General features: G+C 68.7%; 23 protein-coding genes. 18 read left to right on the top strand and 5 right to left on the bottom strand.

Annotated elements, in window-relative coordinates:
• Positions 1–187: 187 nt before the first annotated feature.
• A complete protein-coding gene (locus L880_RS0121615) occupies positions 188–889 on the bottom strand; it encodes a FadR/GntR family transcriptional regulator (protein WP_027477449.1) in 702 nt (233 codons plus the stop codon).
• A 250-nt stretch (positions 890–1,139) separates the two neighbouring features.
• On the opposite strand from L880_RS0121615, the gene L880_RS0121620 reads away from it, so the two are divergent.
• From L880_RS0121620 to L880_RS0121680, 12 genes are all read left to right on the top strand, one after another.
• Positions 1,140–1,823 carry an amino acid ABC transporter permease gene (locus L880_RS0121620; RefSeq protein WP_027477450.1) on the top strand — a complete coding sequence of 228 codons (684 nt, stop codon included), beginning with the start codon at positions 1,140–1,142 and terminating at the stop codon, positions 1,821–1,823.
• 30 nt (positions 1,824–1,853) lie between these two features.
• Complete coding sequence (locus L880_RS0121625) at positions 1,854–2,504, top strand: amino acid ABC transporter permease (protein WP_027477451.1); 651 nt, start codon at positions 1,854–1,856, stop codon at positions 2,502–2,504.
• Positions 2,488–3,216 carry an amino acid ABC transporter ATP-binding protein gene (locus L880_RS0121630; RefSeq protein ID WP_019578000.1) on the top strand — a complete coding sequence of 243 codons (729 nt, stop codon included), beginning with the start codon at positions 2,488–2,490 and terminating at the stop codon, positions 3,214–3,216. The genes L880_RS0121625 and L880_RS0121630 overlap by 17 nt, the downstream gene beginning before the upstream one ends.
• Before the next feature lie 36 nt (positions 3,217–3,252).
• Positions 3,253–4,026 carry a transporter substrate-binding domain-containing protein gene (locus L880_RS0121635; protein WP_027477452.1) on the top strand — a complete coding sequence of 258 codons (774 nt, stop codon included), beginning with the start codon at positions 3,253–3,255 and terminating at the stop codon, positions 4,024–4,026.
• Between the two features lie 81 nt (positions 4,027–4,107).
• A complete protein-coding gene (locus L880_RS0121640; RefSeq protein ID WP_027477453.1) occupies positions 4,108–5,118 on the top strand; it encodes a zinc-binding alcohol dehydrogenase family protein in 1,011 nt (336 codons plus the stop codon).
• 31 nt (positions 5,119–5,149) lie between these two features.
• A complete protein-coding gene (locus L880_RS0121645; RefSeq protein ID WP_027477454.1) occupies positions 5,150–6,301 on the top strand; it encodes a mannitol dehydrogenase family protein in 1,152 nt (383 codons plus the stop codon).
• A 35-nt stretch (positions 6,302–6,336) separates the two neighbouring features.
• Positions 6,337–7,875, top strand: a complete 1,539-nt coding sequence (locus L880_RS0121650; RefSeq protein ID WP_027477455.1) for a UxaA family hydrolase — start codon at positions 6,337–6,339, stop codon at positions 7,873–7,875.
• Between the two features lie 170 nt (positions 7,876–8,045).
• A complete protein-coding gene (locus tag L880_RS0121655; RefSeq protein ID WP_019578005.1) occupies positions 8,046–8,513 on the top strand; it encodes a (2Fe-2S)-binding protein in 468 nt (155 codons plus the stop codon).
• A gap of 16 nt (positions 8,514–8,529) precedes the next feature.
• Complete coding sequence (locus tag L880_RS0121660) at positions 8,530–10,686, top strand: xanthine dehydrogenase family protein molybdopterin-binding subunit (protein ID WP_027477456.1); 2,157 nt, start codon at positions 8,530–8,532, stop codon at positions 10,684–10,686.
• A 215-nt stretch (positions 10,687–10,901) separates the two neighbouring features.
• Positions 10,902–12,119 carry a saccharopine dehydrogenase family protein gene (locus tag L880_RS33105; protein WP_043330212.1) on the top strand — a complete coding sequence of 406 codons (1,218 nt, stop codon included), beginning with the start codon at positions 10,902–10,904 and terminating at the stop codon, positions 12,117–12,119.
• A 111-nt stretch (positions 12,120–12,230) separates the two neighbouring features.
• Complete coding sequence (locus L880_RS0121675; protein ID WP_027477458.1) at positions 12,231–13,487, top strand: NAD(P)/FAD-dependent oxidoreductase; 1,257 nt, start codon at positions 12,231–12,233, stop codon at positions 13,485–13,487.
• A gap of 6 nt (positions 13,488–13,493) precedes the next feature.
• On the top strand, positions 13,494–13,955 hold the full coding sequence (locus L880_RS0121680; protein WP_027477459.1) for an Lrp/AsnC family transcriptional regulator: 462 nt from the start codon (positions 13,494–13,496) through the stop codon (positions 13,953–13,955).
• A gap of 4 nt (positions 13,956–13,959) precedes the next feature.
• Here the strand turns inward: L880_RS0121680 and L880_RS0121685 are convergent, their stop codons facing one another.
• Positions 13,960–14,889 (bottom strand): LysR family transcriptional regulator, encoded by a 930-nt coding sequence (locus L880_RS0121685; protein ID WP_245615291.1) that lies wholly within the window; start codon positions 14,887–14,889, stop codon positions 13,960–13,962.
• A gap of 118 nt (positions 14,890–15,007) precedes the next feature.
• Between L880_RS0121685 and L880_RS0121690 the strand changes: the two genes are divergently transcribed.
• The 3 genes from L880_RS0121690 to L880_RS33110 all read left to right on the top strand — a co-directional run bounded on the left by L880_RS0121690 (position 15,008) and on the right by L880_RS33110 (position 17,974).
• Positions 15,008–16,483, top strand: a complete 1,476-nt coding sequence (locus tag L880_RS0121690; RefSeq protein WP_027477461.1) for an MFS transporter — start codon at positions 15,008–15,010, stop codon at positions 16,481–16,483.
• Positions 16,484–16,621: 138 nt separating this feature from the next.
• Complete coding sequence (locus tag L880_RS0121695) at positions 16,622–17,008, top strand: hypothetical protein (RefSeq protein ID WP_027477462.1); 387 nt, start codon at positions 16,622–16,624, stop codon at positions 17,006–17,008.
• Positions 17,009–17,137: 129 nt separating this feature from the next.
• A complete protein-coding gene (locus L880_RS33110) occupies positions 17,138–17,974 on the top strand; it encodes a TorF family putative porin (protein ID WP_043330214.1) in 837 nt (278 codons plus the stop codon).
• Between the two features lie 170 nt (positions 17,975–18,144).
• On the opposite strand, the gene L880_RS36685 is transcribed toward L880_RS33110, so the two are convergent.
• Positions 18,145–21,909: an ATP-binding protein gene (locus L880_RS36685; protein WP_027477463.1), complete on the bottom strand. Its 3,765-nt coding sequence runs from the start codon at positions 21,907–21,909 to the stop codon at positions 18,145–18,147.
• A gap of 183 nt (positions 21,910–22,092) precedes the next feature.
• Positions 22,093–23,001, bottom strand: a complete 909-nt coding sequence (locus L880_RS0121710; RefSeq protein ID WP_027477464.1) for a LysR family transcriptional regulator — start codon at positions 22,999–23,001, stop codon at positions 22,093–22,095.
• A gap of 109 nt (positions 23,002–23,110) precedes the next feature.
• On the opposite strand from L880_RS0121710, the gene L880_RS0121715 reads away from it, so the two are divergent.
• From L880_RS0121715 to L880_RS36085, 3 genes are all read left to right on the top strand, one after another.
• The gene (locus L880_RS0121715; RefSeq protein ID WP_027477465.1) at positions 23,111–24,187 is read left to right on the top strand and encodes a tartrate dehydrogenase; all 1,077 of its coding nucleotides are present in this window, start codon (positions 23,111–23,113) and stop codon (positions 24,185–24,187) included.
• An 88-nt stretch (positions 24,188–24,275) separates the two neighbouring features.
• Positions 24,276–25,292 (top strand): Bug family tripartite tricarboxylate transporter substrate binding protein, encoded by a 1,017-nt coding sequence (locus L880_RS0121720; protein WP_027477466.1) that lies wholly within the window; start codon positions 24,276–24,278, stop codon positions 25,290–25,292.
• A gap of 75 nt (positions 25,293–25,367) precedes the next feature.
• Complete coding sequence (locus L880_RS36085; RefSeq protein WP_084461520.1) at positions 25,368–25,754, top strand: high-potential iron-sulfur protein; 387 nt, start codon at positions 25,368–25,370, stop codon at positions 25,752–25,754.
• 41 nt (positions 25,755–25,795) lie between these two features.
• Here L880_RS36085 and L880_RS0121730 read toward each other — a convergent pair whose 3' ends face one another.
• Entirely contained in the window at positions 25,796–26,371 is a 576-nt protein-coding gene (locus L880_RS0121730) for an Lcl C-terminal domain-containing protein (RefSeq protein ID WP_051443504.1), read from the bottom strand.
• Positions 26,372–26,452 lie beyond the last annotated feature (81 nt).

Raw genomic sequence — 26,452 nt, forward strand, 5'->3', positions numbered from 1 at the left:
GTTTTGTCTTTGCGGAATCGAAAATGCAATACGCTCATCCGCCAACCTGCCCACGCTGCCCAATTTGAGCTGCCCCTGCTGACTTCGCAACCCGCGCGCCGTGCTGAGTACGCAGGATCGGCTGATCTTCCAGGCACTCACCCCGTCTTGGCGCCAATCCAGACATGGCGCTCGCCTGATCACGGACTCATGCCGCGTCTGGAATCACCCAACGTTCTGCTGCAGATCGAATGTGCGTTCGCATGGCTGACTCCGCCATCAAGGGGTCGCGGTTCACCAGGCAGCGGTAGATTTGTTCATGCTCCGCCAGTGCGGCACTCCAGGTGGGCTGGCTTTCCAGGCGATTTCGCATGTGGCTGGCCAAGGGGCGCTGCCTTTCATCGAACAGGGTGCTGATCAAGGCGGTCAGCACTGAATTACCGGCCATCTCGGCAATGCGCACATGAAACTCGCGATCATGTGCCAACACATCCCGGCCTGCAGCGATGTCGGCCCGCATGCCCTCGATGCTTTCGCGCACGCGCGCGAGCCCTTCTGGGGTCGCATTCACACAGGCCAGCACAATCACCGAGCCTTCCACCACGCCTCGGGCCTGCATCAATTCCGCAGGGCTCTCACCCATCGGAATGGACAGGGCAGGGCGCCGCAACGCGCGGGCGCAAACATAGACGCCCGAGCCCATGCGGATCTCCACACTGCCTTCGATCTCGAGCGCGATCAAGGCTTCGCGAAGCGAAGGCCGTGACACCCCCAACTGCTGCGCCAGGTCTCTCTCAGGTGGCAAGCGGCTTCCTTCGCGGAAGTCGCCACTTTGGATCAGCACGCGCACTCGGTCTGCAATCTGCTGATACAGGCGCCGGGGTTCCAGGCTCTTCTCCAGGTCGTTCATGGGCATGTTCATGTGGAATTTGGTCTGTCCAGTTGGGCCCCTGATGTGGTCAGGCCACTTGGGCTGATATGGGAGTGTAAAGGCCATTCACGGCGCTACTCGCGTCGAAATGTGAGCAATATCGGGTATCCATGCGCAGTTGTTTGTTATTTCAGGGTTAACCCGGTAAGGCCAATTTTGATTTTGTATTCAAATTGGCCTTACCAAAAAAGAAAGGCCGGTGCTGCTCCTCAGCACCGCCAACACCACCTTGAACTACGCTTTCGATTTCTCTGCCCCGCTGGCCTACGCGCCAGACCTGCTGGCCGGTGCGTGGACCACCCTGACGCTGTCGCTGGCTTCCACCTTCTTCGGTTTCCTGCTGGGGGTTCTGTGCGCGATCGCCAACACCAAGGGAACCCGTTGGATGGCCCGCTGCGCAGGAGCCTACATCGAGGTGATCCGCAACACGCCATTGCTGGTCCAGGTCTTCATCGTCTATTTCGGCCTTTCGTCGCTGGGCTGGCCGGTGGGTGCCTTTACCGCCGCCACGGTGGCCTTGGTCGTCAATGTCGGTGCTTACACCAGCGAGATCGTGCGCGCCGGCATTGAGTCGATTCCAAAAGGCCAGTTGGAAGCCGCCGAATGCATCGGCTTGAGCCGTTGGCAAACCCTGCTGCACGTGGTGTTGCCCCCCGCCATCGAACGGGTGTACCCGGCGCTCACCAGCCAGTATGTGCTGTTGATGCTGGCCTCTTCGATCTGCTCCCAGATCTCGGCCGAAGAGCTGACCGCTGTGGCCAACCGCATTCAGTCGGACACCTACCGCTCGGTGGAGACCTACCTGATCGTGGCCGTGGCTTACCTGTTGATGTCGCTGCTGATGCGGGGGCTGTTCTGGTTGCTGGCCCGCCTCGCTTTCCCACGCCGTCGCCGCCTTGGCACCCCCCTCTGACCTTTCACGGAACCAGTCACGGAGCACGACATGGGCTTTCTCAATGCAGCGCACCTGCGCTTTCTGTTCGATGGTTTGTTGTGGACCGTGGGCCTGTCCTTGCTGGCCTTTGTCGGCGGCGGTCTGCTGGGCTTTGCCGTGGCGCTGGGCAGCTCTTATGGCCCGCGTTGGTCGCGCTTGCTGGTGTCGCTCTACATCAAGCTGATCCAGGGCACGCCGCTCCTGGTGCTGTTGCCGCTGGCCTACTTCGGCCTGCCGGCACTGGGCCTGGATGTGGCCCCGTTGGCGGCAGCGGCCCTGGCGTTGTCGATCTACGTGTCGGCCTACCTGGGCGAGATCTGGCGCGGTTGCATCGAGTCGGTCCCACGCACCCAGGCCGAGGCCGCCGAATGCCTGGCATTGCGCTGGCATCAGCGGGTCTGGCATGTGATCCTGCCACAGGCCATCAAGATCGCCACCCCGCCCACCGTGGGCTTCATGGTGCAGATCGTCAAGAACACCTCGCTGGCCTCGGCCATCGGCTTTGTCGAGCTGGCCCGGGCCGGCCAGATCATCAACAACTCCACCTTCGAGCCCTTCGTCATCTTCGTGATCGTTGCCGCGCTCTATTTCGTCCTGTGCTATCCGCTGTCGGTGCTGAGCCGTCGCCTCGAGAGGAAATTCCATGTCGCCCATCGTTGAGATCGACAACATCTCCAAGTGCTTTGGCAGCACGCGTGTGCTTGAAGGCGTGTCCTTCACCGTGCGAAAGGGCTCGGTGGTGGCCATCATCGGGCAAAGCGGCTCCGGCAAGAGCACGGCCTTGCGCTGCATCGACCGGCTTGAGACGGTGGACAGTGGTCACATCAAGGTCTGTGGTCACGACGTGACCGGTCCGGGGCTGGACCTGCACCAGCTGCGGCGCGATGTGGGCATCGTGTTCCAGAGCTACAACCTGTTCCCCCACCTCACGGTGCTGCAGAACATCATGCTGGCCCCGCGCCTGGTGCAAAAGGCCCGCAAGCCCCAGGCCCGCGACACCGCCATGGCCGTGCTCAACCAGGTGGGCCTGGCCGACAAGGCCGATCACTACCCCTCGCAGCTCTCGGGTGGGCAGCAGCAGCGGGTGGCCATCGCCCGCTCGCTGGCCATGTCGCCCCAGCTCATGTTGTTTGACGAGGTGACCTCGGCCCTCGACCCGCAACTCACCGGAGAGGTGCTGCGTGTGATGGAGCGCCTGGCCGCCGACGGCATGACCATGATCCTGGTCACCCACGAGATGGCCTTCGCCCGCAAGGTGGCCGACGAGGTCATCTTCATGCACCGCGGCCGCGTGTGGGAGCACGGGCCGGCCTCCATCCTCGATGCGCCCGCCACCACCGAGTTGCGCGATTTCGTCGGCAACGGCCTCTGAACTGCCTTCCCCCATTCATCCCAAGGAGACAAACCCATGAAAGCCCGTCGTTCCCTCTTGTTGCAAACCCTGCTGGCCTCGGCTGCGTTGCTGGCCCTGGGCCAGGCACCGGCCCATGCCGATCTGCTCAAGGACATCCGCGAGGCCAAGAAGATCCGCATCGCGCAGGACACGGGCTCGCCCCCTTATGGCTTCGTGGACGATGCCCTGAAGCCCGTGGGCTCCGACGTCGAGACCGCCCAACTGCTGGCCCAGGACCTGGGCGTGGCCCTCGAAATGGTGCAGACCACCAGCCCCAACCGCATCCCCTTCCTGCAGACCGGCAAGGCCGACATCGTGATCGCCTCGCTGTCCGTCACCCCCGAGCGTGAAAAGGTCATCGACTTCTCGGTGCCCTATGCCCAGATCCAGGCGGTGGTGGCAGGCCCCAAGGGCGCCGACATCAAGGGCTTTGACGACCTCAACGGCAAGCGCGTGGCCACCACCCGGGGCTCCAACAACGACAAGGTGGCCACCCAGGCCGCCAAGGGCGCCCAGATGGTGCGCTACGACGACGATGCCACCCTGGTCACCGCCACCGTCAGTGGCCAGGCCGACATCATCGCCACCTCGCCCGCCATCGTGAACACCGTGCTGGCCAAGGCCCCCCAGAAAGACCTGGCCATCAAGTTCGTGATGCAGACCGTGCCCCTGGGCATCGGCCTGCGCAAGAACGAGCCCGAACTCAAGGCCTGGCTCAACGACTGGATCAAGCGCAACACCGACAACGGCAAGCTGGGCGCCATCTACAAAAAGTACCACGGCGGCTGAGGCGCCCCCGCCCCTGTTGCCACACCCACGCCGTTTGCATCCCGCATTCCACCCACATCCACCCGACATCGAGATCCCGCCATGCTGACCGTCATTTGTGAAACCCCTGGAACCCTGCGCGCCCTGGAGCGCGACCGCCCCAGCCGCGGCGAGGGCGAGGTGCTGGTGCGCGTCAAGCGCGTGGGGGTGTGCGGCACCGACCTGCACATCTTCACCGGCAACCAGCCCTTCTTGCAGTACCCCCGTGTCATGGGGCATGAACTGTCCGGGGTGGTCGAAGAGGCCGTGCCCGGCGGCCGCCTGGCCGTGGGCGATGTGGTGTATGTGATGCCCTACCTGTCTTGCGGGCAGTGCGTGGCCTGCCGGCAGGGCAAGACCAACTGCTGCGTCAACATCCAGGTGCTGGGCGTGCACCGCGACGGCGCCTTCACCGAGTATCTGTCGCTGCCCGAAGCCTTTGTGCACAAGGCCGAGGGCGTCACGCTCGATCAGGCCGCCATGATCGAGTTCCTGGCCATCGGCGCCCATGCGGTGCGCCGGGGCCGGGTGCAAGCCGGCCAACGCGTGCTGGTGGTCGGGGCCGGGCCCATCGGCATGGCCGCCATGATCTTCGCCCGCCTGCGCGGCGCCGAAGTCACCGCCCTCGACGGCCGCCACGACCGGCTCGACTTCTGCCAGCGCGAGCTGGGCGTGGCGCGCACCGTGGCCTTGGGGGAGGGCGATGAGGCCCAACTGGCCGCCGCCACCCAAAACGAGTTCTTTGACCTGGTGTTCGATGCCACCGGCAACGCCCGGGCCATCGAGCGCGGCTTCGGCTTTGTGGCCCATGGGGGCCAATACGTGCTGATCTCGGTGGTGCGCGACACCATCAGCTTTTCCGACCCCGAGTTCCACAAGCGCGAAACCACCTTGCTGGGCAGCCGCAACGCCACCACCGAAGACTTCGAGACCGTGTTGAGCGCCATGCGCGCCGGCCAGGTGCCCACCGCCGCCCTCAACACCCACCGCATGGCCCTGGCCGATGTGCCGGCCGCCTTTGCCACCTTGCTCGACCCCAAGCAGGGCGTGGTCAAGGCCATCGTCGAAATCTGAGCCCCAAGCCGTACACGCCACCCTACACGCCATGGTCCAGCCCATTCTCCAGTTCGGCACCAGCCGTTTTCTGCAGGCCCACGTCGACCTGTTCATTGCCGAAGCCCTGGCCGGCGCCCCAGGCGCGGGGGACGCCCTGGGCGGCATCACCGTCGTGCAGACCACCGACCGCGCCGATGGGGCGGCGCGCATCGCCGCGTTGGCCGACGGCAAAGGCTACCCGGTGCGCGTGCGGGGGCTGGCCGGTGGCCAACGGGTCGACCGCCTCCAGCATTGCCTGGCCGTGCGCGACGCCTGGCACGCCAGCACCCACTGGCCCGCCTTGCGCCAGGCCGTGGCCCAGGGCGATGTGAAAGTGATCGTCTCCAACACCGGCGACCAGGGCTATGGGCTGAGCGCGCAGGATGGCCCCGCGCTGCTGGCCGCAGGCAGCCCCGCTCCGCAAAGCTTCCCGGCCAAACTGCTTGTGCTGCTGCACGGGCGCTGGCAACAGACCCCCAACAAAACGCTCACCTTGCTGCCTTGCGAGCTGGTGGAACGCAATGGCGAGGTGCTGCGCGACCTGGTCGGCCAACTGGCCCGCCAATGGGGCCTGCCCGAGGGCCTGCAACAGTGGCTGCAGGGCAGCCCCAGCGGGCTGGTCTGGGCCAACTCCCTGGTCGATCGCATCGTCTCCGAGGCCATCGAGCCCGTCGGCGCCGTGGCCGAGCCCTATGCCGTGTGGGTGGTCGAGCGCCAGGCCGGCCTGCAGCTGCCCTGCCGGCACCCGGCCATCGTGCTCACCGACGACCTGGCGGCGCACGAGCGGCTCAAGCTGTTCCTGCTCAACGCCGGCCACACCTTTCTGGCCGAGCGCTGGCTGCTCGACCAGCGCCCTGCAGCCGAGACCGTGCGCCAGGCCATGGCCGATGCCGCCCTGCGCACTGAGCTCGAGGCCTTGTGGCGCGACGAGATCCTGCCTGTGTTCCAGGCCCTGGGTGAAGGCCCCCAGGCCGAGGCCTACCTGCGCGATGTGCGCGAGCGCTTCGAAAACCCCTTTCTGGAGCACCGCATCGCCGACATCGCCCAGAACCACGCGGCCAAGAAGCAACGCCGCCTCGCCCCCATCGTGGCGCTGGCGGCCCAGCGTGCCCCTGGCTTGCTGCAGCCGCGTCTGCAGGCCGCACTGGCCACCCCGAATTGACGCGCCCCCAAACCGCCCCCACTCTGCGCCCTTCCATGACCACCGAACCCCACACCCCAGCGCCCGCCCTGCAACTGTCCGCCCTCGACAACGTCGCCGTGGCCCGCCAGGCCCTGGTGCCTGGGCAGGCCCTGGCGCTGGGCGCCGGCCCGGCCGTGCTCGTGCGCGAGCCCATTGCCTCCGGCCACAAGGTGGCCTTGCAGCCCATCGCCAAGGGCCAGCCGGTCTACAAATATGGGCAGCGCATCGGCCTGGCCAGTGCCGACATCGCGCCGGGCCAGCACGTGCATGTGCACAACCTGGCCATGGCCGGCAGCGAGGGCACCCAGCAGCCCGGCCAGGGCTACGTGCCCACCGTGCCGGCCGAGCAGGCCCTGGGCTTTGACGGCTACCTCCGCCCCGATGGCCGCGTGGGCACGCGCAACTACCTGGGCGTGATCGCCAGCGTCAACTGCTCGGCCACCGTGTGCCGTCACATTGCCGACGCCTTCAAGGGCGAGGCCCTGGCCGCCTACCCGCATGTCGATGGTGTGGTCGCCATCACCCATGGCAGCGGCTGCGGCATGGGCGATGGCGAAGGCCTGGCCCTGTTGCAACGCACCTTGCGCGGCTACGCCAACCACCCCAACTTTGCCGGCGTGCTGGTGATCGGCCTGGGCTGCGAGGTCAACCAGATCGCCCCCCTGGTCAGCGAGCTGGCGGCCCGCCCCGCAGGCCTGCTGGCCAGCCTCACCATCCAGGACGAAGGCGGCACCCGCGAGACCATTGCCGCCGGCAAGGCCCTGCTGCACACCATGCTGCAGCAGGCCAACCAGGCCCGGCGCCAACGTGTGCCGCTGTCGCATCTCACGGTCGGCCTGCAGTGCGGCGGCTCGGACGGCTACTCGGGCATCAGCGCCAACCCGGTGCTGGGGGCGGCGGTCGATCTGCTGGTACGCCACGGCGGGCGCGCCATCCTGTCCGAAACCCCCGAGATCTATGGCGCCGAGCATCTGCTCACCCACCGTGCCGCCAGCCCCGAGGTGGCCCAGCGCCTGATGCAGCGCGTGGCCTGGTGGGAGCGCTATGCCGCGCTGCACGGTGGCGACCTCAACAACAACCCCTCCCCCGGCAACAAGGCCGGCGGCATCACCACCATCCTTGAAAAATCGCTCGGCGCGGTGGCCAAGGCCGGCTCCACCGGCCTCATGGAGGTGCTCGAATACGCCCAGCCCGTGCAGGCCCAGGGCTTGGTGTTCATGGACACCCCGGGCTACGACCCGGTCTCGGCCACCGGCCAGGTGGCGGGCGGCGCCAACCTGATCTGCTTCACCACCGGGCGTGGCAGCACCTACGGCTGCAAGCCCACGCCCTCGCTCAAGCTGGCCTCCAACACCCCCATGTTCCAGCGCATGGTGCTCGACATGGACTTTGACTGCGGCGGTGTGGTCGACGGCCGCCAGACCGTGCTCGAAGCGGGCCAGCAGCTGTTTGCCCTCATGCTGGCCACCGCCTCGGGCCAACGCAGCAAAAGCGAGGACAACGGCCTGGGCGACAACGAGTTCCTGCCCTGGCAGTTGGGGGCGGTGATGTAGTGGGGGGCTCACGGCGTGTGGACTGCGCGTTTGTTCGCATGGACGCGCGTCTGTCGCAATTTGAGAAAACCTGGGGCGGTATCCAATTGTTTCAGGGCTTACCCCCATAGGCCCCTTGGGGGGGCGCTCTAACCTCATCGGCCATAACAACACCCAGATGGAGCCCCACGATGAGCGTTCAATTCAAGATCAACGGCAAGCCGGTCACGGCCCAGGCCGAGACCGACACCCCCTTGCTGTGGGTGATCCGTGACGAGCTGGGCCTGACCGGCACCAAATTCGGCTGCGGCGCCGCCCTGTGCGGCGCCTGCACCGTGCACGTCAATGGCCAGCCTGCCCGCTCCTGTCAGACCCCGCTGAGCGCCGTGGCCGGCAAGAACGTGGCCACCGTCGAAGGCCTGGCCAAAACCGCCAACCACCCGCTGCAGGTGGCCTGGATCAAGCACGAGGTGCCGCAGTGCGGCTACTGCCAGTCGGGCCAGCTCATGAGTGCGGCGGCCCTGCTGGCACGCAACAACAACCCCAGCGATGCCGACATCGACGCGGCCATGAGTGGCAACCTGTGCCGCTGCGGCACCTACAACCGCATGCGCGCCGCCATCAAGGATGCCGGCGCCATGATGCGCAACAAGGCCTGACCCCCGGGAGACCCACATGAACAACACCCCAACCGTCGCCAACACCTCCCGCCGGGCCTTCCTCAAGACCTCCACCGCCGCCACCGGGGGCCTGATCATGGGCGTCAGCCTGCCCCTGCTGGGCGCGGGCGCCGCCCAGGCGGCCGGCACCGTGCACACCCCGAACGCCTGGGTGCACATCGCCGATGACAACCGCATCACCCTGATGGTGGCCCGCTCCGAGATGGGGCAGGGCGTCTACACCTCCATGTCCATGCTGATTGCCGAAGAACTCAACGTCGGCCTCAAGCAAGTGCAGGTGGTGGCGGCACCGCCCGCTGCCGTCTATGTCAACGCCCTGCTGGGCGCCCAGATCACCGGCGGTTCCACCTCGGTGCGCGATGGCTGGGACAAGCTGCGCGTGGCCGGCGCCCAGGTGCGCCAGATGCTGCTGCAGGCCGCCGCCAATCAATGGGGGGTGGACGTGGCCAGCCTCAAGGCCGACCAAGGCATGGTCACCGGCCCGGGCGGCAAAAAGGCCAGCTACGGCCAACTGGCCGAAGCTGCCGCCAAGCTGCCCGTGCCCGACAAGCCCGCCCTCAAAGACCCGAAAGACTTCGTGCTGGTGGGCAAGCGCACCAAGCGCATCGACACCCCCGCCAAGGTCAATGGCACCGCCGAGTTCGGCATCGACGTCAAGCTGCCCGGCATGGTCTATGCCTCGCTGGCCCAGTGCCCGGTGATCGGCGGCAAGGTGGTCAGCTTTGATGCCGCCAAGGCCAAGAGCATGCCCGGCGTCATCGATGTGGTGCAGATCCCCGACGGCGTGGCCGTGGTGGCCGCCAGCTGGTGGCAGGCCAAAAAGGCGCGCGACACGGTCACCATCCAATGGGACGAAGGTGCCGGCGCCCAGCTCAGCAGCGAGGGCATGATCAACAGCACCCGCGCTGCCGCTGCCAGCGCCAAACCCATCGAGATCGCCAAGCCCCAGGGCGATGTGGCCGCCGCCCTCAAAGGCGCTGCCAAGGTGGTCGAGGCCGAGTACGTGCAGCCCCTGCAGGCCCACGTGCCGCTCGAGCCCATGAACTTCACGGCCCATGTCAATGGCGACACCATCCTGCTGGTGGGCCCAACCCAGTTCCAGCAAGGCGCGCAGGGGGCCGTGGCGGCCGCGCTGGGCGTCAAGCCCGAGGCCATCACCCTCAAGACCACCTACCTGGGCGGGGGCTTCGGCCGCCGGCTCGAGCTCGACTTCATCGTGCAGGCGGCGCAGATCTCCAAGGCCGTCAACAAGCCGGTCAAGCTGGTCTGGACGCGGGAGGACGACTTCACCCACGACTTCTACCGCCCCGTGGCCGTCAACCAGCTCAAGGCGGGCCTGGACGCCAGCGGCAAGCCCGTGGCCATGCACTTCAAGGTGGCTTCGCAGTCGGTCACCCAGCGCGCCTTCGGCCTGCCCGCCAACACGCTCGACCCCTTCATGGCCGAAGCCTCGGTGCCGGGCTACAACATCCCCAACACCCAGCACGACCTGGTCATCCACGATGCCGGTCTGCGCGTGGGCTACTGGCGCGCCGTCAGCCACAACATGAACGCCTTCGCCAACGAAAGCTTCATCGACGAGCTGGCCCTGGCCGCCGGGCAAGACCCCTACCGCTACCGCCTCAGCCTGCTCGAGGGCAAGCCCCGCTTTGCCAACGTGCTCAAGCTGGCCGCCGAGAAGGCCGGCTGGGGCCAGCCCCTGGCCAAGGGCCGGGCGCGCGGCATCGCCCTGATGGAGGGTTACGACACCTACATGGCCCAGGTGGCCGAGGTCAGCCTCAACGACGCGGGCGAGGTGCATGTGCACCGGGTCACCGTGGCGGTCGATCCGGGGCACATGGTCAACCCCGACACGGTCGAGGCCCAGATCCAGTCCAGCGTGGTGTTCGGCATGGGCGCGGCCCTCAAGCACCAGATCACCCTCGAGGCCGGGCGCGTGCAACAGACCAACTACAACACCTTCCAGCCGGTGCGCATGTTCGAGGCCCCCAAGGTCGACATCGTGCTAGTGCAAAGCCAGGAGAAGCCCGGCGGCATCGGCGAGCCCGCCACGGCGGTGGTCGGCCCCGCCATCGCCAACGCGGTGGCAGCCTTGACCGGCAAGCGCATCCGCCGCCTGCCCATCACGGCCGAGGCGCTCAAGCAGGCCTGACAGGCCTGGGCCTCTGTCCCAAGGTTCAGCCCAGGTCGGGGCTGAACCTTGGGGCCTTCTGCACGGCGGTCATTTGCACGACGGTCGTTTCGACGGATCGCCTCGTCAGAACGACAGTCCACCCCGGGGTACCGGGCGCTTTGTGCTCTGGCAACGGTGTCGCACCCCCCCTAGACTTTTTCTCATCGATCCACCCCTTTGAGAGCGAGTCCGCCATGTCCCATATCCTCCACACCCCTCTGCGCAGCGTCCTGGTCCTCGGGGCCGGCAAGGTCGGCAGCACCATCGCCGACATGGTGGCCGAGGCCCACCAAATCCCTGTCACCCTGGCCGACCAGCACCCCGCTATTCAGCCTGCCACCCAGCCCGACGATGCCCTGGTGCAGCACCTGCAGCTGGATGTGCGCAACCCAGCCGCCCTGGCCGCGGCCCTGGCGCAGCACCCGGTGGTGATCAATGCCTTGCCCTACTTTCTGGCCCAGACCGTCGCGCCCCAGGCGGCCCGGCTGGGTGTTCACTATTTCGACCTGACCGAAGACGTGGCCGCCACGCAGGCCATCCGCCAGTTGGCGGTGGGCGCCCGCAGCCTGCTCATGCCCCAGTGCGGCCTGGCCCCGGGCGTGATCGGCATGCTGGGCATGCAGCTGGCGGGTGGCTTCGACGAGCTGTTCGACCTGAACCTGCGCGTGGGCGCGCTCACCCGCCACGCCACCAACCGCCTGCGCTACAACTTCACCTGGAGCATCGACGGCGTCATCAACGAGTACTGCCAGCCTTGCGAGGCCATCGTGCAAGGCCAGCGCGTCATCACCCAGCCGCTGGAGGGGCTGGAGCAATTGCTGCTTGATGGCGACACCTACGAAGCCTTCAACACCTCGGGCGGGCTGGGCACCCTGTGCGAAACCCTGCACGGCCGGGTGCGCAACCTCAGCTACAAGACCCTGCGCTACCCGGGCCACCGCGACGCCATGGACTTTCTGCTGCACGACCTGCGCCTGGTCGAGCAGCGCGATCTGCTGCGCCAGGTGCTGGACCACGCCGTGCCGCACAGCCGCGACGATGTGGTCATCGTGCATGCCTCGGCCACCGGCCTGCGCCAGGGGCGTCTGGAGCAGCAGACCCGCCTCGCCCGGGTGCTGGGCGGCCCCCTGCGGGGCCGCCAGCGCACCGCCATCGAGCTCAGCACCGCTGCCGGCGTGGTCGGCGTGCTGGAGTTGCTGCAACGCGGCCAGTTGCCCAGCGCGGGCTTTGTCAGCCAGGAGCAGGTGCCCCTGCAGGCCCTGCTGGCCACCCGGGTCGGGCACCACTACGCGGGCTTGCGTGAGCAGGTCGGGCCTGGCCCGGATGTTGCATCGGTGCTTGGGTCCGCAGCGGGTTCCGCAGTGGGGGTGTCGGAGCGGCCTTCGGCCAAGGTGCTTGCCGTCCATGCCTGAATCTGCGCCGATCAGAACTTTTGCGATGGCATACTGAGCCGCGTCGGCGGCGCACTGCGGCGCGGCCTGGGGCCTTTGTGGCCCGCACAGACCAACAAAAGGGTTTTTTCAATGAGCAGCACGGTGGCCGTTCTGGGCGCTGGCATGGTGGGCGTGTCTTGCGCTCTGGAGCTTCAACGGCGTGGCCACCAGGTCACCCTGGTCGACCGCCTGGGCCCCGGGCGGGAAACCTCCTACGGCAATGCGGGCGTGTTGGCGCGCAGCTCGCTGATCCCCTTCAACAACCCCGGGCTGTGGGCCAGCCTGCCCACCCTGCTGAAGAACCGCACGGCCCAGTTCCGCTACAACCCCGCCTTCCTGGCACGCCATCCCGTCTGGGGGCTGGGCTTTCTGGCCCGGGCCCGCCAGGCCCCGTTCCAGCAGACCGCCGCCGCCCTCGATGCGCTGATCCGCCTCAGCCAGCCCGCGCACCGCCAATGGCTGGCCGAAGCCGGGCAAAGCCATCGCCTGCGCGAGAACGGCTGGATCTTTCTGTACCGCAGCCAGGCGGCCTTCGATGCCGGGCAATTCGGGCGCGATACCCTGGCCCAGTTCGGTGTGCAGACCGAGCCCCTGGATGCCGCTGCCTTGCACGCGCTGGAGCCGCACCTGCGCCCCCTGTTCCCCCGTGCCCTGTGGGTGCGCGATGCCGCCTCGGTCGACAGCCCCGGCGCGGTGACCGAAAGCTATGCCCGCCTGTTCAGCGCCCGCGGCGGGCGCCTGCTGCAGGCCCCGGTGCAGGGCCTGGCCCGCACGGGCCCCGACGGGGCCTGGCAGCTCGATCTGGGCGAGGCCGGCCCGCTGCTCGCCCAGCGCGTGGTGCTGGCGCTGGGCCCCTGGAGCAAAGGCTTTCTGCAGCAGCACCTGGGTCTGTCGGTGCCCATGGCCTTCGAGCGCGGCTACCACATGCACTACGCGGCCGAGGGCGAGGCCAGCCTGAGCCGGCCGGTGTACGACAGCGCGGGCGGCTATGTGCTCTCCCCCATGGCCCAGGGCCTGCGCCTGAGCACCGGGGTCGAGCTGACCGAGCTCGACGCCCCGCCCAATCTCACCCAACTGGACCTGGCCGAAACCGCAGCCCGCCAGGCCTTCGCGCTGGCGCAGCGCCTGGAAGCCCAGCCCTGGCTGGGCCGGCGCCCCACCTTGCCCGACAGCCGCCCCGCGATCGGTGCGGCACCCGGTCAGCCCGGCCTGTGGCTGGCCTTCGGCCACCAGCACATCGGCTTCAGCACCGGGCCCGGCACCGCTTTGCTGCTGGGTGCCTTGATGGATGGCGAGGCCCCCCCGGTGCCGGCCGCACCATTCCGTCCGGAGCGCTTCGTGCGCTGATGCACCATGGACGTCAAACTCGACGACACCGACCGCCACCTGCTGAGCCTGTTGCAGGCCAATGCCCGCGAGCCCGTGGCCAACCTGGCCCGCAAGCTCAAGATCGCCCGCACCACCGTGGCCGCCCGCATCGCCCGCCTGGAGCGCGAGGGCGTGGTGGCCGGCTACGGCGTGCGCCTGGGCCAGCCGCTGGAGCAGGCCGCCGTGCGCGCCTGGTGCGGCCTCAGCGCCAATGCCAAGCAGGCCACCGCCGTGGTGCAGGCGCTGGAGCGCCTGCCCGAAGTGGAAGAGCTGTGCGCCGTCAGCGGCGCCTTCGACTACCTGGCCTTGTTGCGTTGCGCCACCCCGGAGCAGCTGGACCGCCTGCTGGACCAACTGGGCCAGATCGAGGGCATCCACCAGACGCACACCTCGCTCATCCTCAGCCGCAAGATCGACCGGCGCAGCACGGTGCCAGGCCCCGGCTGACACCTCAGGCAAACACCGCGCGCGTCACCGCCAGCAGCTCCTGGGTCACAAAGCGCACCAGCGGGTCGGAGGCGTCACGCCGGTGCGTCACCATCGAGATCGGCAGCACCAGGGCGCGCCAGGGCAGGGGCACGATCCGCAGATCGGCGTGGCTGCCGAACAGCCGCGTCAGCATGTCGGGCAGCACCGCCACCAGCGGGCTTTGCTTGACCACGAAGGGGATCGACAGCGGGTTGGCCGTGTGCGCCACCACCTGCCGTTTCAGCCCCTGCTGCTGAAACACCTTGTCCACCAGGCCCGGGCCATCACCCGCGTAGCTGGTGTGGATGTGGGGCAGCCGGGCCAGATCGGCGGGCCGGGGCCGGGCCGGCACCTTCAGCAGCGCAGGGTTGTACACGCAGCCAAAGCCCGAGCGGAACAGCAGCACCGGCTCGTGCACGCTGCGCAGCCGGGGGAAATGCCCCAGCGCCATGCGGATCTCGCCCGCGTCCAGTTGCTCCAGCTGTTGCCAGGCCGGCACCGGCCGCACCGACAGGCTCAGGCCCGGGGCTTTTTGCCGCAATGCCGCCACCAGGCCGGGCAGCAGCAGGGCCTCCAGCGGGTCGTTCAGGCACAGGTCAAAACGCTCCTGCACGCGCTGCGGGTCAAAGGCCGTCTCACTCAGCGTCATCGCCTGGGCCTCGGCCAGCCATTGGCGCACCCGCGGCGCCAGGGCCTGGGCCCGGGCGGTGGGCACCATGGCGGCCCCTTCGCGGTACAGGATGTCGTCGCCCAGCCACTCGCGCAGGCGCGCCAGGGCGTGGCTCATGGCCGGCTGGCCCACGCACAGGCGGGCCGCGGCGCGGGTCACGCTGCGCTCGGCCACCAGGGCATCCAGGGCCACCAACAGGTTCAGGTCCAGGCGACGCAGGGCGGTGTGATCAAAATCAGCCATGTTGATGTTGTGCATCAGAACAATCGATTGGCCTGATTGTGCAGGTCTGGGCAAACTCCGCCCTGGGCACTGTTGTCCAGCCCTCTGTTTCTCCGCTTTTTGCCCGAGTCTGTCGCCCATGTCTGTTGTGTCTGTCCCTGCCTTCCAGGCCCCCCGTGAGCGCCCCTCCACCGCGGCGCAGCTGCTGGCGCTGGCCGCCGTCACCAGCGTGGAGTTTCTCGAGAACGGCCTGGTGCTGTTCGGCGCCGGGCCCATCATGGCCGGGGCCGGGGTGTCGGCCTCGGCCTTTGCGCTGGTGTATGCCGCCTACGGCGCCGCAGCCGTCTTCATGCTCTACAAGCACCAATGGCTGGTCGAGCGCCTGGGCTACCGCCGCTTTGTCGCCCTGTCCCTGCTCGTCTTCGGTCTGGGCTCGGGGGTCTGTGCCACCAGCCCGGCCGATGGCAGCGTGCTGCAACTGGCCCTGGGGCGACTGCTGCAGGGCCTGGGGGGCTCCACCTTCTTCGTGGCCGGGCGCATGCTGATCAACGAGCTGCCGCCCGAGCGGCGCTTCCAGGGCCTGCTGACCTTTGTCTGTGCCCTGCTGGGCGGCACCGCGCTGGCGCCCCTGCTGGCCGCAGCCCTGCTGGGACTGGGGGGCTGGCGCGCGCTGTTCTGGTTCGGGCTGGTCTGGGCCGCGCTGGTCGGCTGGTCGGCCCGGGGCTGCCTGCCGGCCCAGCGCAGCGCGCCCCATGAGCGCTCGCAAGAGCATTGGGGCTGGCTGCTGGTCGTGCTGGCCGGGGTGTGCGGCCTGCAGTGGGTGATTCAGCAGATCCCGGTGCAGCAGGCGGGTGCGCTGTCTGGGCGCTGGCTGGCCGTGGCCGGGGTGTCCACGGGGGTGCTCAGCCTGTTTGCCTGGCGCCAATGGGGGCGCGAGCGCCCCCTGATCAACTACCGCGGCCTGGTGCAACAGCGTTACCTGGTGGGCCTGGTGTTCTATGCCCTGGGCTACTTCTTGGCCGGCGCCATGGGCTTGCTCCTGCCCTGGATGCTGCACCAGGAGCTGGGCTTTTCCTTGCTGGCCACGGCCCTGTGGACATCGCTGGGGCTGTGCAGCAGCGTCGGCATGGCCTTGGCTCACATCTTTGTGGCCCGGCGCTGGCCACGCCACCAGGGCTTCATGCTGTCGGGGGTGCTGCTGCAGGCATTGGCCTGCCTGCTGCTGTCCCAGGTGCAGGGGGGTAGCCAGGGCCCGGCCTGGAGCGTGCTGGCGCTGTGTCTGGGCACGGTGTTGAGCGGCCTGTCGCTGCCCTTGTTCATCGGCCCGGTGGCCCAGGGCACGTTTCTGGAGCTGCCCCCGGCGGTGTTCTCGCACGGCTACCAGGTCAAGAACATCGTGCGTCAGCTCAGCCTGTCTTTCAGCGTGGCGCTGCTCACGGGTTTGCTGCACCAGCTGGGTGAAGGCCACCTGGCCGGCCTGGCGGGCGCTGTGCAGGGCCTGGGGGCCTGGCTGGGCACGCCGGTGGCCCAGCCGGCGGCCTGCGTCTTCCTGCTGCTGGCCTTTCTGTCCCTGCCGCTGGCCCTGGCCGTGCTGCTGCAGCGCGTGTTCCGCTGAGCCGGTAGGGCAGGGCGCGCAACCCGGGCATTTACGACATTTTTGCGCCCGGCCTGCCAGCTTCATCGGCATTTTTACGCGCCCTTTTTTAAGCTCATCCCCGAGTGCCAAGCCCCCGCGGCACGTCGGAACACACGCATGAGCCTGTTCGCTTTTCTGTTGTCACCCTTGCGCATGGCCCGCCCGCTGACTGCCGGCCCGCGCACGGCGGCTGCCGGGCATCGCCCACCGGCTGCCCCGGCCCCCCGCGCGTTGGAAAGAATGCGCGTCACCGTGGCGGCCTGCGAGGCGGCCCAGGCGCACCAGGCCGTGGCCACCTGCCCGAACAGTCGCATCGAATGCTGCCTGCCCTGGCCCGCCGATGCCCGCGTGCAGCTGCACATCAGCCACCCGGCCGGGCAGGCGGCCGCCTTGCGGCGCTGCCTTCAGCGCGCGGTGCCCAGTTGCGACTGGGGCTCGCTCAATCCTCCGCTTAACCCGCCGCTTAACCCGCCGCTCAATCCTCCCTTGGCCCGGCACCGCTGAGGGCTCTGCCCCCGGTGCCAGAGCGTGCTCAGTGCTTGCACTGCAGCCACCAGGCGTTTGCGCGGCCGCCTGCCGATGACCCCTAGCCGTGCACAACCTCCATCGCCATCACCGGATGGCACCCCTTCGATGATCAAGACAAGCCACGTTCTGGCGCCTCTGGCGCTCACCCTGTTTTGCAGCGCCGCCCTGGCGCAGGCCAGCGGCGAACCCGCTGCGGCCCAAGCTTCGGCACCCACCCTCACCGGCAACCTGAGCCTGGTGTCGGACTACCGTTTCCGGGGCATTTCCCAAAGCTGGGGCCAGCCGGCCGTGCAAGGGGGCTTTGACTACACCCATGCCAGCGGCTGGTACCTGGGCAACTGGAACTCCAGCGTGTCGTCCAACAGCTACAACAACGGGGCCAGCCTGGAGGTCGACCTCTATGGCGGTTACCGCTTTGATCTGGCGCCCGAATGGGGCGCCGACCTGGGTCTGCTGCACTACCTCTACCCCAGCGCGCGCATGAACAGTGCGCCGGCCCAGCCCACCGCCAACGCCTATGACAACACCGAGCTGTATGCCGGCCTCAGCCATGGCCCTTTCAGCGCCAAGCTCTCGTATGCCGTGAGCGACTATTTCGGCCTCAAGGGTGACACCGCCGCCTATGCCTACTGGAGCGCCCTGCCCAACCGCGGTGGCTCGCGTGGCAGCACCTACCTCGACCTCAACTACAACCTGGATCTGGGCGACCAACTCACCCTGGGTCTGCACCTGGGGCACACCTCGGTGCGCCATTACGGCGAGCTGTCCTACACCGACTACAAAATCGGCCTCGCCAAGGACTGGCACGGCCTGAACCTCGGGGCTGCGCTGGTGGGCAGCAACGCAGCCACCGCTTATTACCAGGCTGGCAATTCGGCGGGCGGCGACGCCAGAAAGCTGGGCCGCCCCAGCGTCGTGCTCTCGCTGGGCAAGACCTTCTGAACGTCGACATCACGTCGTCATTTGGCGCTGCGCTTCGGGTCTGAGGCGCGGTGGCCCTTGGGTTCCGGGCAGGCTGTCGCAGGTCGCCAGATTCACGCACGCGCAACTGCCGGGGGCAGCGGCGTCCTGCCCCGGGGCCTTGGCGGCTTGCGCCGCTCGATCCGTTCAGTTCAGCTCGCCGGTTCCAGGCTGGGTTGCGGGTTCAAGGCCTGCCTGGCGGCCTGCACATCGGGCCAGTGGGGCGGCGCGTCGACCCGGGCCAGCGCCTGGCTCAGTCCGGCCTGGGCCTCGGCCTGTCGGTCGGTGCCTTGCCACAGCCGGGCCAGCGCGGTGGCGCAGCGCAAGGCCAGCAGGTAGGCGCCCTGGGCCTGGGCCTGTTGCCAGCCTTGCTGGTACAGACCGGCGGCCTCGCTGGCGTGGCTGGGGTGCGGCTGCAGCAGCAGCGCATCGCCTTGCAGCCGCAGAAAGTCGGCCACCAGGTGCAGGTCGTGGTTGGCCTGGGCGCGTGTCAGCGCATCCCGGGTCACGGCCAGGGCCTCTTCGCTGCGCCCCAGGCGCAGCAAGGCATCGGCCAGGATGTGCATGAAGGTCAGCTCGATGATGCGAAACGCCTGCCGGGCCCCGGCCACGCCCTGGTGCAGGGTGTCCAGGCCGCGGTCGTCGCCCTGGGTGGCCAGGGTCCAGCCCAGCACCGTGGCGCCGCCGGCCTGCCACAGCAGCAGCTGGTGGCGTTGGCCGTGGGCCAGCAACTCGTGGCTGAGCGCCGCAGCCCCCTCCAGGTCACCGAGGTGGCGGTGCAGCACCGCGGCGCAACCCAGCGCGTAGCCCAGGCTGTGGGCGTGGTCGAGTCGGCGTGCATATTGCACGTTCTCCTGCGCCAGGGCGCGGGCGGCCTCCAGCCGGCCCTGCAGCCAGCAGACCCAGCTCAGCAGGGCGCGCGCGGCCACGCCGATGTCTTCGCCAAAGCGGCGCACCAGGGTGCTGCCCGACACCTGGCGGCTCAGGGCCACGGCGGCCTCCAGGTGCGCCTGGGCCTGCACCAGTTCGCCCAGCCACAAGGTGTTGTTGCCATAGGCATAGGCCACGGCCAACTGGGTGGCGGCGTCCGGGCTGGCGCCGGCCTGGTCGCGCAGGCGGTCGGCAAACTCCAGTGGGTGCTCGTCGGCGCTGCTGCGGCCCACCATCCACAGGCCCCACATCAGGGGGAAGCGGTCCTGCTCGGGCGGGGCCAGGGCGCTCAGGGCCCAGGCCTGCATGAAGCAGGTCTTGGCGGCCTCAGATCCATAGCCTTCGGTGGCCACCAGCAGGGTGCCCAGGGCCACCTGCAGGTCCAGTTCGGTGCGCACCCGGTAGGCTTCGGTGGGCGGCAGGGCCTGCAAGGCCGCCAGCCCGGCCTGGAAGTCGTGCAAGGCCTCGGCATGGGCCGAACGGGCGGCCGCCTGGCGGCCCGCCGCCAGCCAGGCCTGGGCGGCGCCCGGGTCGGTGGCCTCGCTCAGGTGGTGGGCCAGGATTTCGGGGTGGGCCTGCAGGCGCTCGGCAAAGTGGGTGCGCAGCACCTGGGCCAGCCGGGCGTGGATGGCCCGGCGCTCGGCCTGCGGCAGCGACTGGTAGGCCGCATCGCGCACCAGTGCATGCTTGAAATGGTAGGCCCCGCTGCGCTGGCGGCGCAGCAGGCCGGAGCGCAGCAAGGCCTCCAGGCCGGCCGCCACTTGCTCGGCGGGCTCACCCAGGGCCAGCAGCAGGCTGTCGCTGAAGTCGCGCCCGATGGCCGCTGCCAACTGGGCGATGCGTTTGGCCGGGCCCAGGCTGTCGAGCCGGGCGGCCAGCACATCCCACAGCGAGTCGGGCACCTGTTCACTCAGGCCCGCCAGCCAGGCGCGGGTCAGCTCTTCCACAAACAGGGGTACGCCATCGGCCCGGCTCACGATGGCGGCCTGCCAGGCTTCGCTGAGGGCCTGGGGTTCGGCCAGGGTTTGCGCCAGTTCACGGGCGGCATGGGTGGACAGCGGGCCCAGGCTCAGCTCGCCCATGCCGCTGTGGGCCAGGGCGGGTGGCAGGGCTTGGCGCGAGGTGGCCAGCAGCAGCACGGGACCCCCCTGGCCCAGCAGGCGGGCCAGGGTTTCCAGGGTGGCCGGGTCGGCCCAATGCAGGTCTTCCACCCACAGCAACAGCGCCTGGCCCCGCCCCAGGCGGGCCATCAACTCGCACAACAGGGCCTGCTCGTGGCGTTTGCGCTCGGCGGGGTGGGGGTCGTCCTGGCCCGCCCCGTCCTGGGGCAGGGGCCGGTTGTCCAACAGCCCGAGCAGGCGCCCGAGGTGGTCTGGCTGGTTCAGGCCCAGCGCAGCCAAGGCCGTGCCCAGGCGGGGCTCGCTCACCGTGGTGCCGTCAGTGTCCAGCCCCAGCCAGTGGGGCACGCTTTCGAGCAGCGCGAAATACGGGGTGTGGGCCGATTCGGCCTGGCAGCGCAGCGTGAGCACGGTGGCGCCTTCGTACTGCACCTGGCGGGCCAGGGTGGCCGCCAGGCGTGATTTGCCCAGGCCGGGTTCGGCACGCAGCAGCAGGCCGGCGGCCTGGCCGCTCTGGGCCACCTGGTGCCACAGCGCGCCCAGCTGCGCCAGTTCGCTCTGCCTGCCCAGCAGCCGGGGTGGGTGGGGCTCGGTCTCGTTGCGGGCCTGGGGTGCGGGCTGTCGGGCCAGCAGCAGCGCGTGCGAGGCCTTGTCCGGGCCTTCGCCCAGGCTCAGCTGGTAATGGCCGTGCAGGCGCCGGTGCAGGCTTTGCCCCAGCACCAGGCCTCGGGCAGGGGCCTGCCAGGCCAGCCGGCGGGCTTCGCGGGCCAGGGTGCCGGTCTCATCGGGCCGGTTGGCCTCACTGCTGTCATGGCTCCAGCCGGCATGCAGGCCCACCCGCCAGCTCAGCGCGGCAAAAGGCTGCAGCGCCGCGGCCAGGTCGAGCGCGGCCTCGGCGGCCTCGCGCGGCGCCTGCTCGCGTGCCACAGGGTGGCCAAAGTAGGCCAGCAGTTCGGCCCGTTCGGCCAGGGCCACGTGGGCACCTCGGGTCTGCAGGCTGGCCACCGCACCGGCCAAGGCCTGCTGAAGCAGGGTGGGGGCGTCTTCGCCGGGGTTGATCAGGTCCAGCTCGGCCACCAGGGCCACCAGGCGGCGGCGCTCCAGCCTGGGCGGCCGCTCCGTGCCGGTGGGGGCCTGGCATTGGCGCTGTATCTGGTCGGCCAGCTGCAGCGTCTGCGGGCTGGGGCGCACGCCCAGCTCCTGTTCCAGCTGGCGCTCGAAGGTGTCAAAGTGGGCCAGGGCCGCCTCGGGGCTGTGGCGGGCCAGCAGCCGCATGCAGCTGCGTTGCAGTGATTCGCGCCAGGGCTCCAGCTCGATGGCACGCCGGGCATGCTGCAGGGCCCGCGCGGTTTCGTGGCGCTGTTCGTGGTGGGTGATCAACTCTTCCAGCAAGGCCAGGGCCTGCCGGTGCAGCGCATCGCGGCGCGCCTGCAGCCAAGCCTCGAACTCCGGCGCATCGGGCAGGCTCAGTCCGCTCAGCAGCGGGCCACGGTACAGCGCCAGGCGCTGCTCCAGTCGTTGTGCCAGTTCTTCCGGGCTGATCAACACCACCGTCGGGCTGCGTTCGAACGCCGGCACATCAAATGCCATCGACGCCGGGCCGCTCAGGCGCAGGGCGCGCGGGCCGCCACTGACCCATTCGCCCCCGGCCGGGCCCAGGCAGCGGCGCAGATCGAACACGCAGCGGCGCAGGTTGGCCCGGGCCTGCTCGGCTTGCAGGTCGGGCCACAGCAACTGGGCCAGGGCCTCACGCGTGTGCTCGCCTGGCTCCAGTGCCAGGTAGGCCAGCAGGGCGCGCACCTTGTCATAGGGGAAAGCGAGCGCCGGCCCCTCGTTGAGGCGAACCTCGAACGGACCGAAAAAACGCAAAGACAGGCCTGCCCCGCCAGCACTTGATGTGAAAAATGTCACCGTTCAACAAGCCGCCGCAGGGGCCGATGCTTGACTGATTGTTAAAAAATGATTCTAGATGGACGGTCAATCCACTCTTGAAGTGCTCGGAATTTTGTTACCAAAAGACACAAGCGGGCCGGGTGTTCGGCCCCGAAAACCTCACCGGGCCAGCGACTGCTTCAGGAACTCCACAAAAGCCCGCACCCGGCTGGCCGATTGGTGGCGCTGCGGGTACACCGCGTAGATGTCAGCGTCCGGCGTGCCATAGCCCGGCAGCACCTGCACCAGGCGGCCGCTCTTCAGGTAGCGCTCGATGTCCCACTCGGCCCGCATCAGGATGCCGTGCCCATCCAGCGCCCAGTTGACGGCGATCTCACCGTCGTTGGTGCTCAGGGTGCCACGGGTCTTGATCGCTTCGGCGCGACCTTGCCGCCCCCGCAGCGGGCTCAGGCGCCACAGGCCATAGGCCTCTTCGCCCTGGCGGATGCCGATGCAGTTGTGTCTGATCAGGTCGTTGGGCACCTTGGGGGTGCCGAACTGCTTCAGGTAGGCCGGGGCTGCGCACAGCAGGCGCCGGTTGGGGGCGATGCGCTGGGCGATCACACGCGCATCGGGCGGGGCACCGAAGCGGATGCAGACGTCGTAGCTGTCGTCGCTCAGGGGCGGTGGGTTCACCGACAGCTGCAGCTGCACCTCCACCTTGGGGTAGGCGCGGGCGAAGCGGGAGATGATGGGCGCGATGTGGCTGCGCCCGAAGCCCAAGGTGGCGTTCACGCGCAGCAGGCCGCTCGGGGTGGCGCGCGAGACGCCCAGCAGCTCGGCCATGTCGTCGATCTGGCCCAGGATGCGGCGCGCATGGGCCAGGTACAGCTCGCCCTCGGGCGTCAGGCTCATGCGGCGCGTGCTGCGGTTGACCAGCAGCACCCCCAGGCGGGCCTCGATCTGGGCCAGGTGCTTGCTCACCGCCGGGGTGGTCACGCCCAGCTCGCGGCCTGCCGCGCTCAGGCTGCCGGCACTGGCCAGCACCGAGAAAAACCCCAGGTCGGCGGGTTGGATGAGCTCGGACATGACGTGATTGTTGAATTCAAGTAAACAGTGGTTTCACTATAGCGGCGCGCCGCGGGGCCCGGGCCTGCCTACAGTGGCAGCACTCAATTTCTGTCGGAGACAACAAGCCATGAAGACCTACGCGATCGCAACCATCCCGGGCGACGGCATCGGCAAGGAAGTGGTGCCCGCAGGGCAGGTGGTGATGCAGGCCCTGGCGGCCTCCAGCACGGGCTTTCGATTCGAGTTCGAGAACTTCGACTGGGGTGGCGACCACTACCGCCGCCACGGCGTGATGATGCCCGCCGATGGCCTGGAGGCGCTGCGCCGCAAGGACGCCATCCTGTTCGGCTCGGCCGGTGACCCCGACATCCCCGATCACATCACCTTGTGGGGCCTGCGCCTGAAGATCTGCCAGGGCTTTGACCAATACGCCAACGTGCGGCCCACCCGCATCCTGCCCGGCATCGATGCACCGCTCAAGCGCTGCCGCCCCGAAGACCTGAACTGGGTCATCGTGCGCGAGAACTCCGAGGGCGAGTACTCGGGCGTGGGCGGGCGGGTGCACCAGGGCCACCCGATCGAGGCCGCCACCGATGTGACCATGATGACCCGGGTGGGCGTGGAGCGCATCATGCGCTTTGCCTTCCGCCTGGCGCAGTCGCGCCCCCGCAAGCTGCTGACCGTGGTCACCAAGAGCAATGCCCAGCGCCACGCCATGGTGATGTGGGACGAGATCGCCGCCCAGGTGGCGCTCGAGTTCCCCGATGTGAAGTGGGACAAGGAGATCGTCGACGCCGCCACTGCCCGCATGGTGAACCGCCCGGCCACGCTCGATACCCTGGTCGCCACCAACCTGCATGCCGACATCCTCAGCGACCTGGCCGCCGCCCTGGCCGGCAGCCTGGGCATTGCGCCCACCGGCAACATCGACCCCGAGCGCCGCTACCCCTCGATGTTCGAGCCCATCCATGGCTCGGCCTTCGACATCATGGGCAAGGGCCTGGCCAACCCGGTCGGCACCTTCTGGTCGGTGGTCATGCTGCTGGAGCACCTGGGCGAGCACGAGGCGGCACGCCGTCTGATGGCCGCCATCGAGGCCGTCACCGCCAACCCGGCCCTGCACACCGGCGACCTGGGCGGTCAGGCCACCACCCGCCAGGTGACCGAGGCGGTGTGCGCCCACCTGGGCGCCCCCGCCCACTGAACCCAGCGAGCTGAGAGCCTGCCCTGGCGCCTTGCCGCAGGGCGGGTCAGGCCGCCGCATGGGGCCTCAAAAATACAAGGAGACAGACATGACTTCACAGAGACTGGGGGCTGCCGTGCCAAGCCGGCGGCGGGTGTTGCAAGCCGCCATGGCTGCGATCACCGCCATCACCGCCATCACCCCCTTCACCGGGGCGCAGGCCCAGCAGACCTGGCCCTTCAAGCCGGTGACCCTGGTGGTGCCCTTCCCACCGGGCGGCACCACCGACGTGCTGGCGCGCGCGCTGGGCACCGCCCTGGGCAAAAGCCTGGGCCAGCCCGTGATCATCGACAACCGCCCGGGGGCGGGCGCCACCATCGGCGCCGACTACGTGGCCAAATCCAAGCCCGATGGCTACACCCTGCTGATGGGGGCGGTGCACCACACCATTGCCACCAGCGTCTACAAAAAGCTGCCCTACGACTTCCAGAAAGACTTTGCGCCCATCACCACCGTGGCGGTGGTGCCCAATGTGCTGGTGGTCAACAACAGCACGCCGGTGCGCAACGTGGCCGAGTTGGTGGCCCTGCTCAAGGCCCAGCCCGACAAGGGAACCTACGGTTCCAACGGCAATGGCACGGCCCAGCACCTGATCGGCACCCAGTTCCAGAACAGCACGGGCGTGGCGCTGACCCACGTCCCCTACAAAGGCAGCGGCCCGCTGGCCACCGACTTGCTGGGCGGCCAGATCCTGATGTCCTTCGACACCATCACCCCGGTACTGCAGCACATCCGCAGCCACAAGCTGCGTGCCCTGGCGGTCACCACCGCCACGCGCTCGCCCGCGCTGCCCGAGGTGCCCACGCTGGACGAGGCCGGCCTCAAGGGCTTCAACATCGGCACCTGGTTCGGCGTGCTGGCGCCGGCGGGCACGCCGCGCGACATCGTGGCGCGCCTCAACACCGAGATGGTCAAGGTGATCCAGTCACCCGAGTTCATCAAGCGCATGGACGACATCGGCGCCCAGCCCGTGGGCGACAAACCCGAGGACATGGCCCGCACCCTCAAGACCGAGACCGAGCGCTTTGCCGAGTTGGTCCGGGTGGGCAAGGTGGTCATGGAGTGAGCGTGGCAGCCGGCCGAGCCGGGGCGCTATCCCGAGTGCCACACGGGTGATCTGTACGGCTTCTATAGTGCCGTCATGACGCTCCCCCACCGCTCCAACGCCCCCTCGCTTTCCGACCCCGCGACCCTGGTTAGGCCTGTACCCACGCGCCGGCTGTGGCTGCTGTCCGCCCCCGCCCTGGCACTGGGGGCCTGGGCCCTGAGCCCGCGCCGGGCCCAGGCCCAGATGGCTGCAGGCCTGCTCGAAGAATCCGACCCAGGCGCCCAAGGCCTGGCCTACCGGGCCGATGCGACCAAGGTAGACCCGGCCAAGAACCCCAGTTACAAACCCGGGCAGACCTGTGCCAGCTGCTCGCTCTACGCGGGCGAGGCGGGCCGGCCGCAGGGCGGCTGTGCCTTGTTCTATGGCAAGGAGGTGGCGGCTGCGGGCTGGTGCAATGCCTGGGAGCGCAAGGCCGGCTGAGGCCGCCGGCGAGGGGTGGCGAGGGTGGCGAGGCGTGGCGCTCAGCGCCCGTTGCGCACCAGGCGCACCGGCAGCTGTGATTTCTTGGCCACCTCGCCATTCATCTCGCCCGTGCCCAGGTCCACCGACCAGCCCTGCAGAAAGCTGAGCCGGTTCACCGATTCGCCCGAAACCCCGCGGGCGATGTTGTCATAGCGGTAGGCGTTCACGCTCTGGCCATTGGTGCGCGTGGTGGACGACCAGTGCCAGCCCAGGGGCGCATCCGGAAACAGCTTGGGGTCCAGGCCCTCGTCCTGGCGGTTGAGCCTGACCAGGCGCTGCAACTCCTTGGCCGTGGGCAGGCGCCAGGCCAGGCCGCTGTCGCGCTGGCGCTCGCTGGCGCGTTGCATGGCCTCGGCCCGGGTCAGCAGCACAGGGCGGTCCAGGCAATGCTTGCCGCTCCAGCGCATGCCCTCGGCGCAGCGCGCCCAGATCAGGCCAGAGGCTGTTTCCTGCACCTCGTCGCTGTTCGGATCACGGGCCTGCAGCGCGGCAGGCTCGGGCGATGCGGCCAGGGCGCAAACGGCCCCACCGAGCAGCAGAACAAACACCAATGAGCGGGGCAGGGCAGAGATCATGATTTGGATTGTGCCCAGGCTCTTTGCGCCTCGGCTTGCGTTTCTTCAAATGGCTTGCACATTTGCTCGGCACAATGAATT

The organism is Curvibacter gracilis ATCC BAA-807, from assembly GCF_000518645.1.
Lineage (GTDB): Bacteria > Pseudomonadota > Gammaproteobacteria > Burkholderiales > Burkholderiaceae_C > Curvibacter > Curvibacter gracilis.

Excerpts from the sequence above, each read along its gene's own strand:
- L880_RS0121720 (WP_027477466.1), top strand. The coding sequence starts at position 24,276 with ATGACTTCACAGAGACTGGGGGCTGCCGTGCCAAGCCGGCGGCGGGTG.
- L880_RS0121710 (WP_027477464.1), bottom strand. The coding sequence starts at position 23,001 with ATGTCCGAGCTCATCCAACCCGCCGACCTGGGGTTTTTCTCGGTGCTG.
- L880_RS0121650 (WP_027477455.1), top strand. The coding sequence starts at position 6,337 with ATGACCACCGAACCCCACACCCCAGCGCCCGCCCTGCAACTGTCCGCC.
- L880_RS0121690 (WP_027477461.1), top strand. The coding sequence starts at position 15,008 with ATGTCTGTTGTGTCTGTCCCTGCCTTCCAGGCCCCCCGTGAGCGCCCC.
- L880_RS0121680 (WP_027477459.1), top strand. The coding sequence starts at position 13,494 with ATGGACGTCAAACTCGACGACACCGACCGCCACCTGCTGAGCCTGTTG.
- L880_RS0121615 (WP_027477449.1), bottom strand. The coding sequence starts at position 889 with ATGAACGACCTGGAGAAGAGCCTGGAACCCCGGCGCCTGTATCAGCAG.
- L880_RS0121730 (WP_051443504.1), bottom strand. The coding sequence starts at position 26,371 with ATGATCTCTGCCCTGCCCCGCTCATTGGTGTTTGTTCTGCTGCTCGGT.
- L880_RS0121645 (WP_027477454.1), top strand. The coding sequence starts at position 5,150 with ATGGTCCAGCCCATTCTCCAGTTCGGCACCAGCCGTTTTCTGCAGGCC.
- L880_RS36085 (WP_084461520.1), top strand. The coding sequence starts at position 25,368 with ATGACGCTCCCCCACCGCTCCAACGCCCCCTCGCTTTCCGACCCCGCG.
- L880_RS0121640 (WP_027477453.1), top strand. The coding sequence starts at position 4,108 with ATGCTGACCGTCATTTGTGAAACCCCTGGAACCCTGCGCGCCCTGGAG.
- L880_RS0121675 (WP_027477458.1), top strand. The coding sequence starts at position 12,231 with ATGAGCAGCACGGTGGCCGTTCTGGGCGCTGGCATGGTGGGCGTGTCT.
- L880_RS33110 (WP_043330214.1), top strand. The coding sequence starts at position 17,138 with ATGATCAAGACAAGCCACGTTCTGGCGCCTCTGGCGCTCACCCTGTTT.
- L880_RS0121635 (WP_027477452.1), top strand. The coding sequence starts at position 3,253 with ATGAAAGCCCGTCGTTCCCTCTTGTTGCAAACCCTGCTGGCCTCGGCT.
- L880_RS0121695 (WP_027477462.1), top strand. The coding sequence starts at position 16,622 with ATGAGCCTGTTCGCTTTTCTGTTGTCACCCTTGCGCATGGCCCGCCCG.
- L880_RS0121630 (WP_019578000.1), top strand. The coding sequence starts at position 2,488 with ATGTCGCCCATCGTTGAGATCGACAACATCTCCAAGTGCTTTGGCAGC.
- L880_RS33105 (WP_043330212.1), top strand. The coding sequence starts at position 10,902 with ATGTCCCATATCCTCCACACCCCTCTGCGCAGCGTCCTGGTCCTCGGG.
- L880_RS0121655 (WP_019578005.1), top strand. The coding sequence starts at position 8,046 with ATGAGCGTTCAATTCAAGATCAACGGCAAGCCGGTCACGGCCCAGGCC.
- L880_RS0121715 (WP_027477465.1), top strand. The coding sequence starts at position 23,111 with ATGAAGACCTACGCGATCGCAACCATCCCGGGCGACGGCATCGGCAAG.
- L880_RS0121625 (WP_027477451.1), top strand. The coding sequence starts at position 1,854 with ATGGGCTTTCTCAATGCAGCGCACCTGCGCTTTCTGTTCGATGGTTTG.
- L880_RS0121660 (WP_027477456.1), top strand. The coding sequence starts at position 8,530 with ATGAACAACACCCCAACCGTCGCCAACACCTCCCGCCGGGCCTTCCTC.
- L880_RS0121685 (WP_245615291.1), bottom strand. The coding sequence starts at position 14,889 with ATGGCTGATTTTGATCACACCGCCCTGCGTCGCCTGGACCTGAACCTG.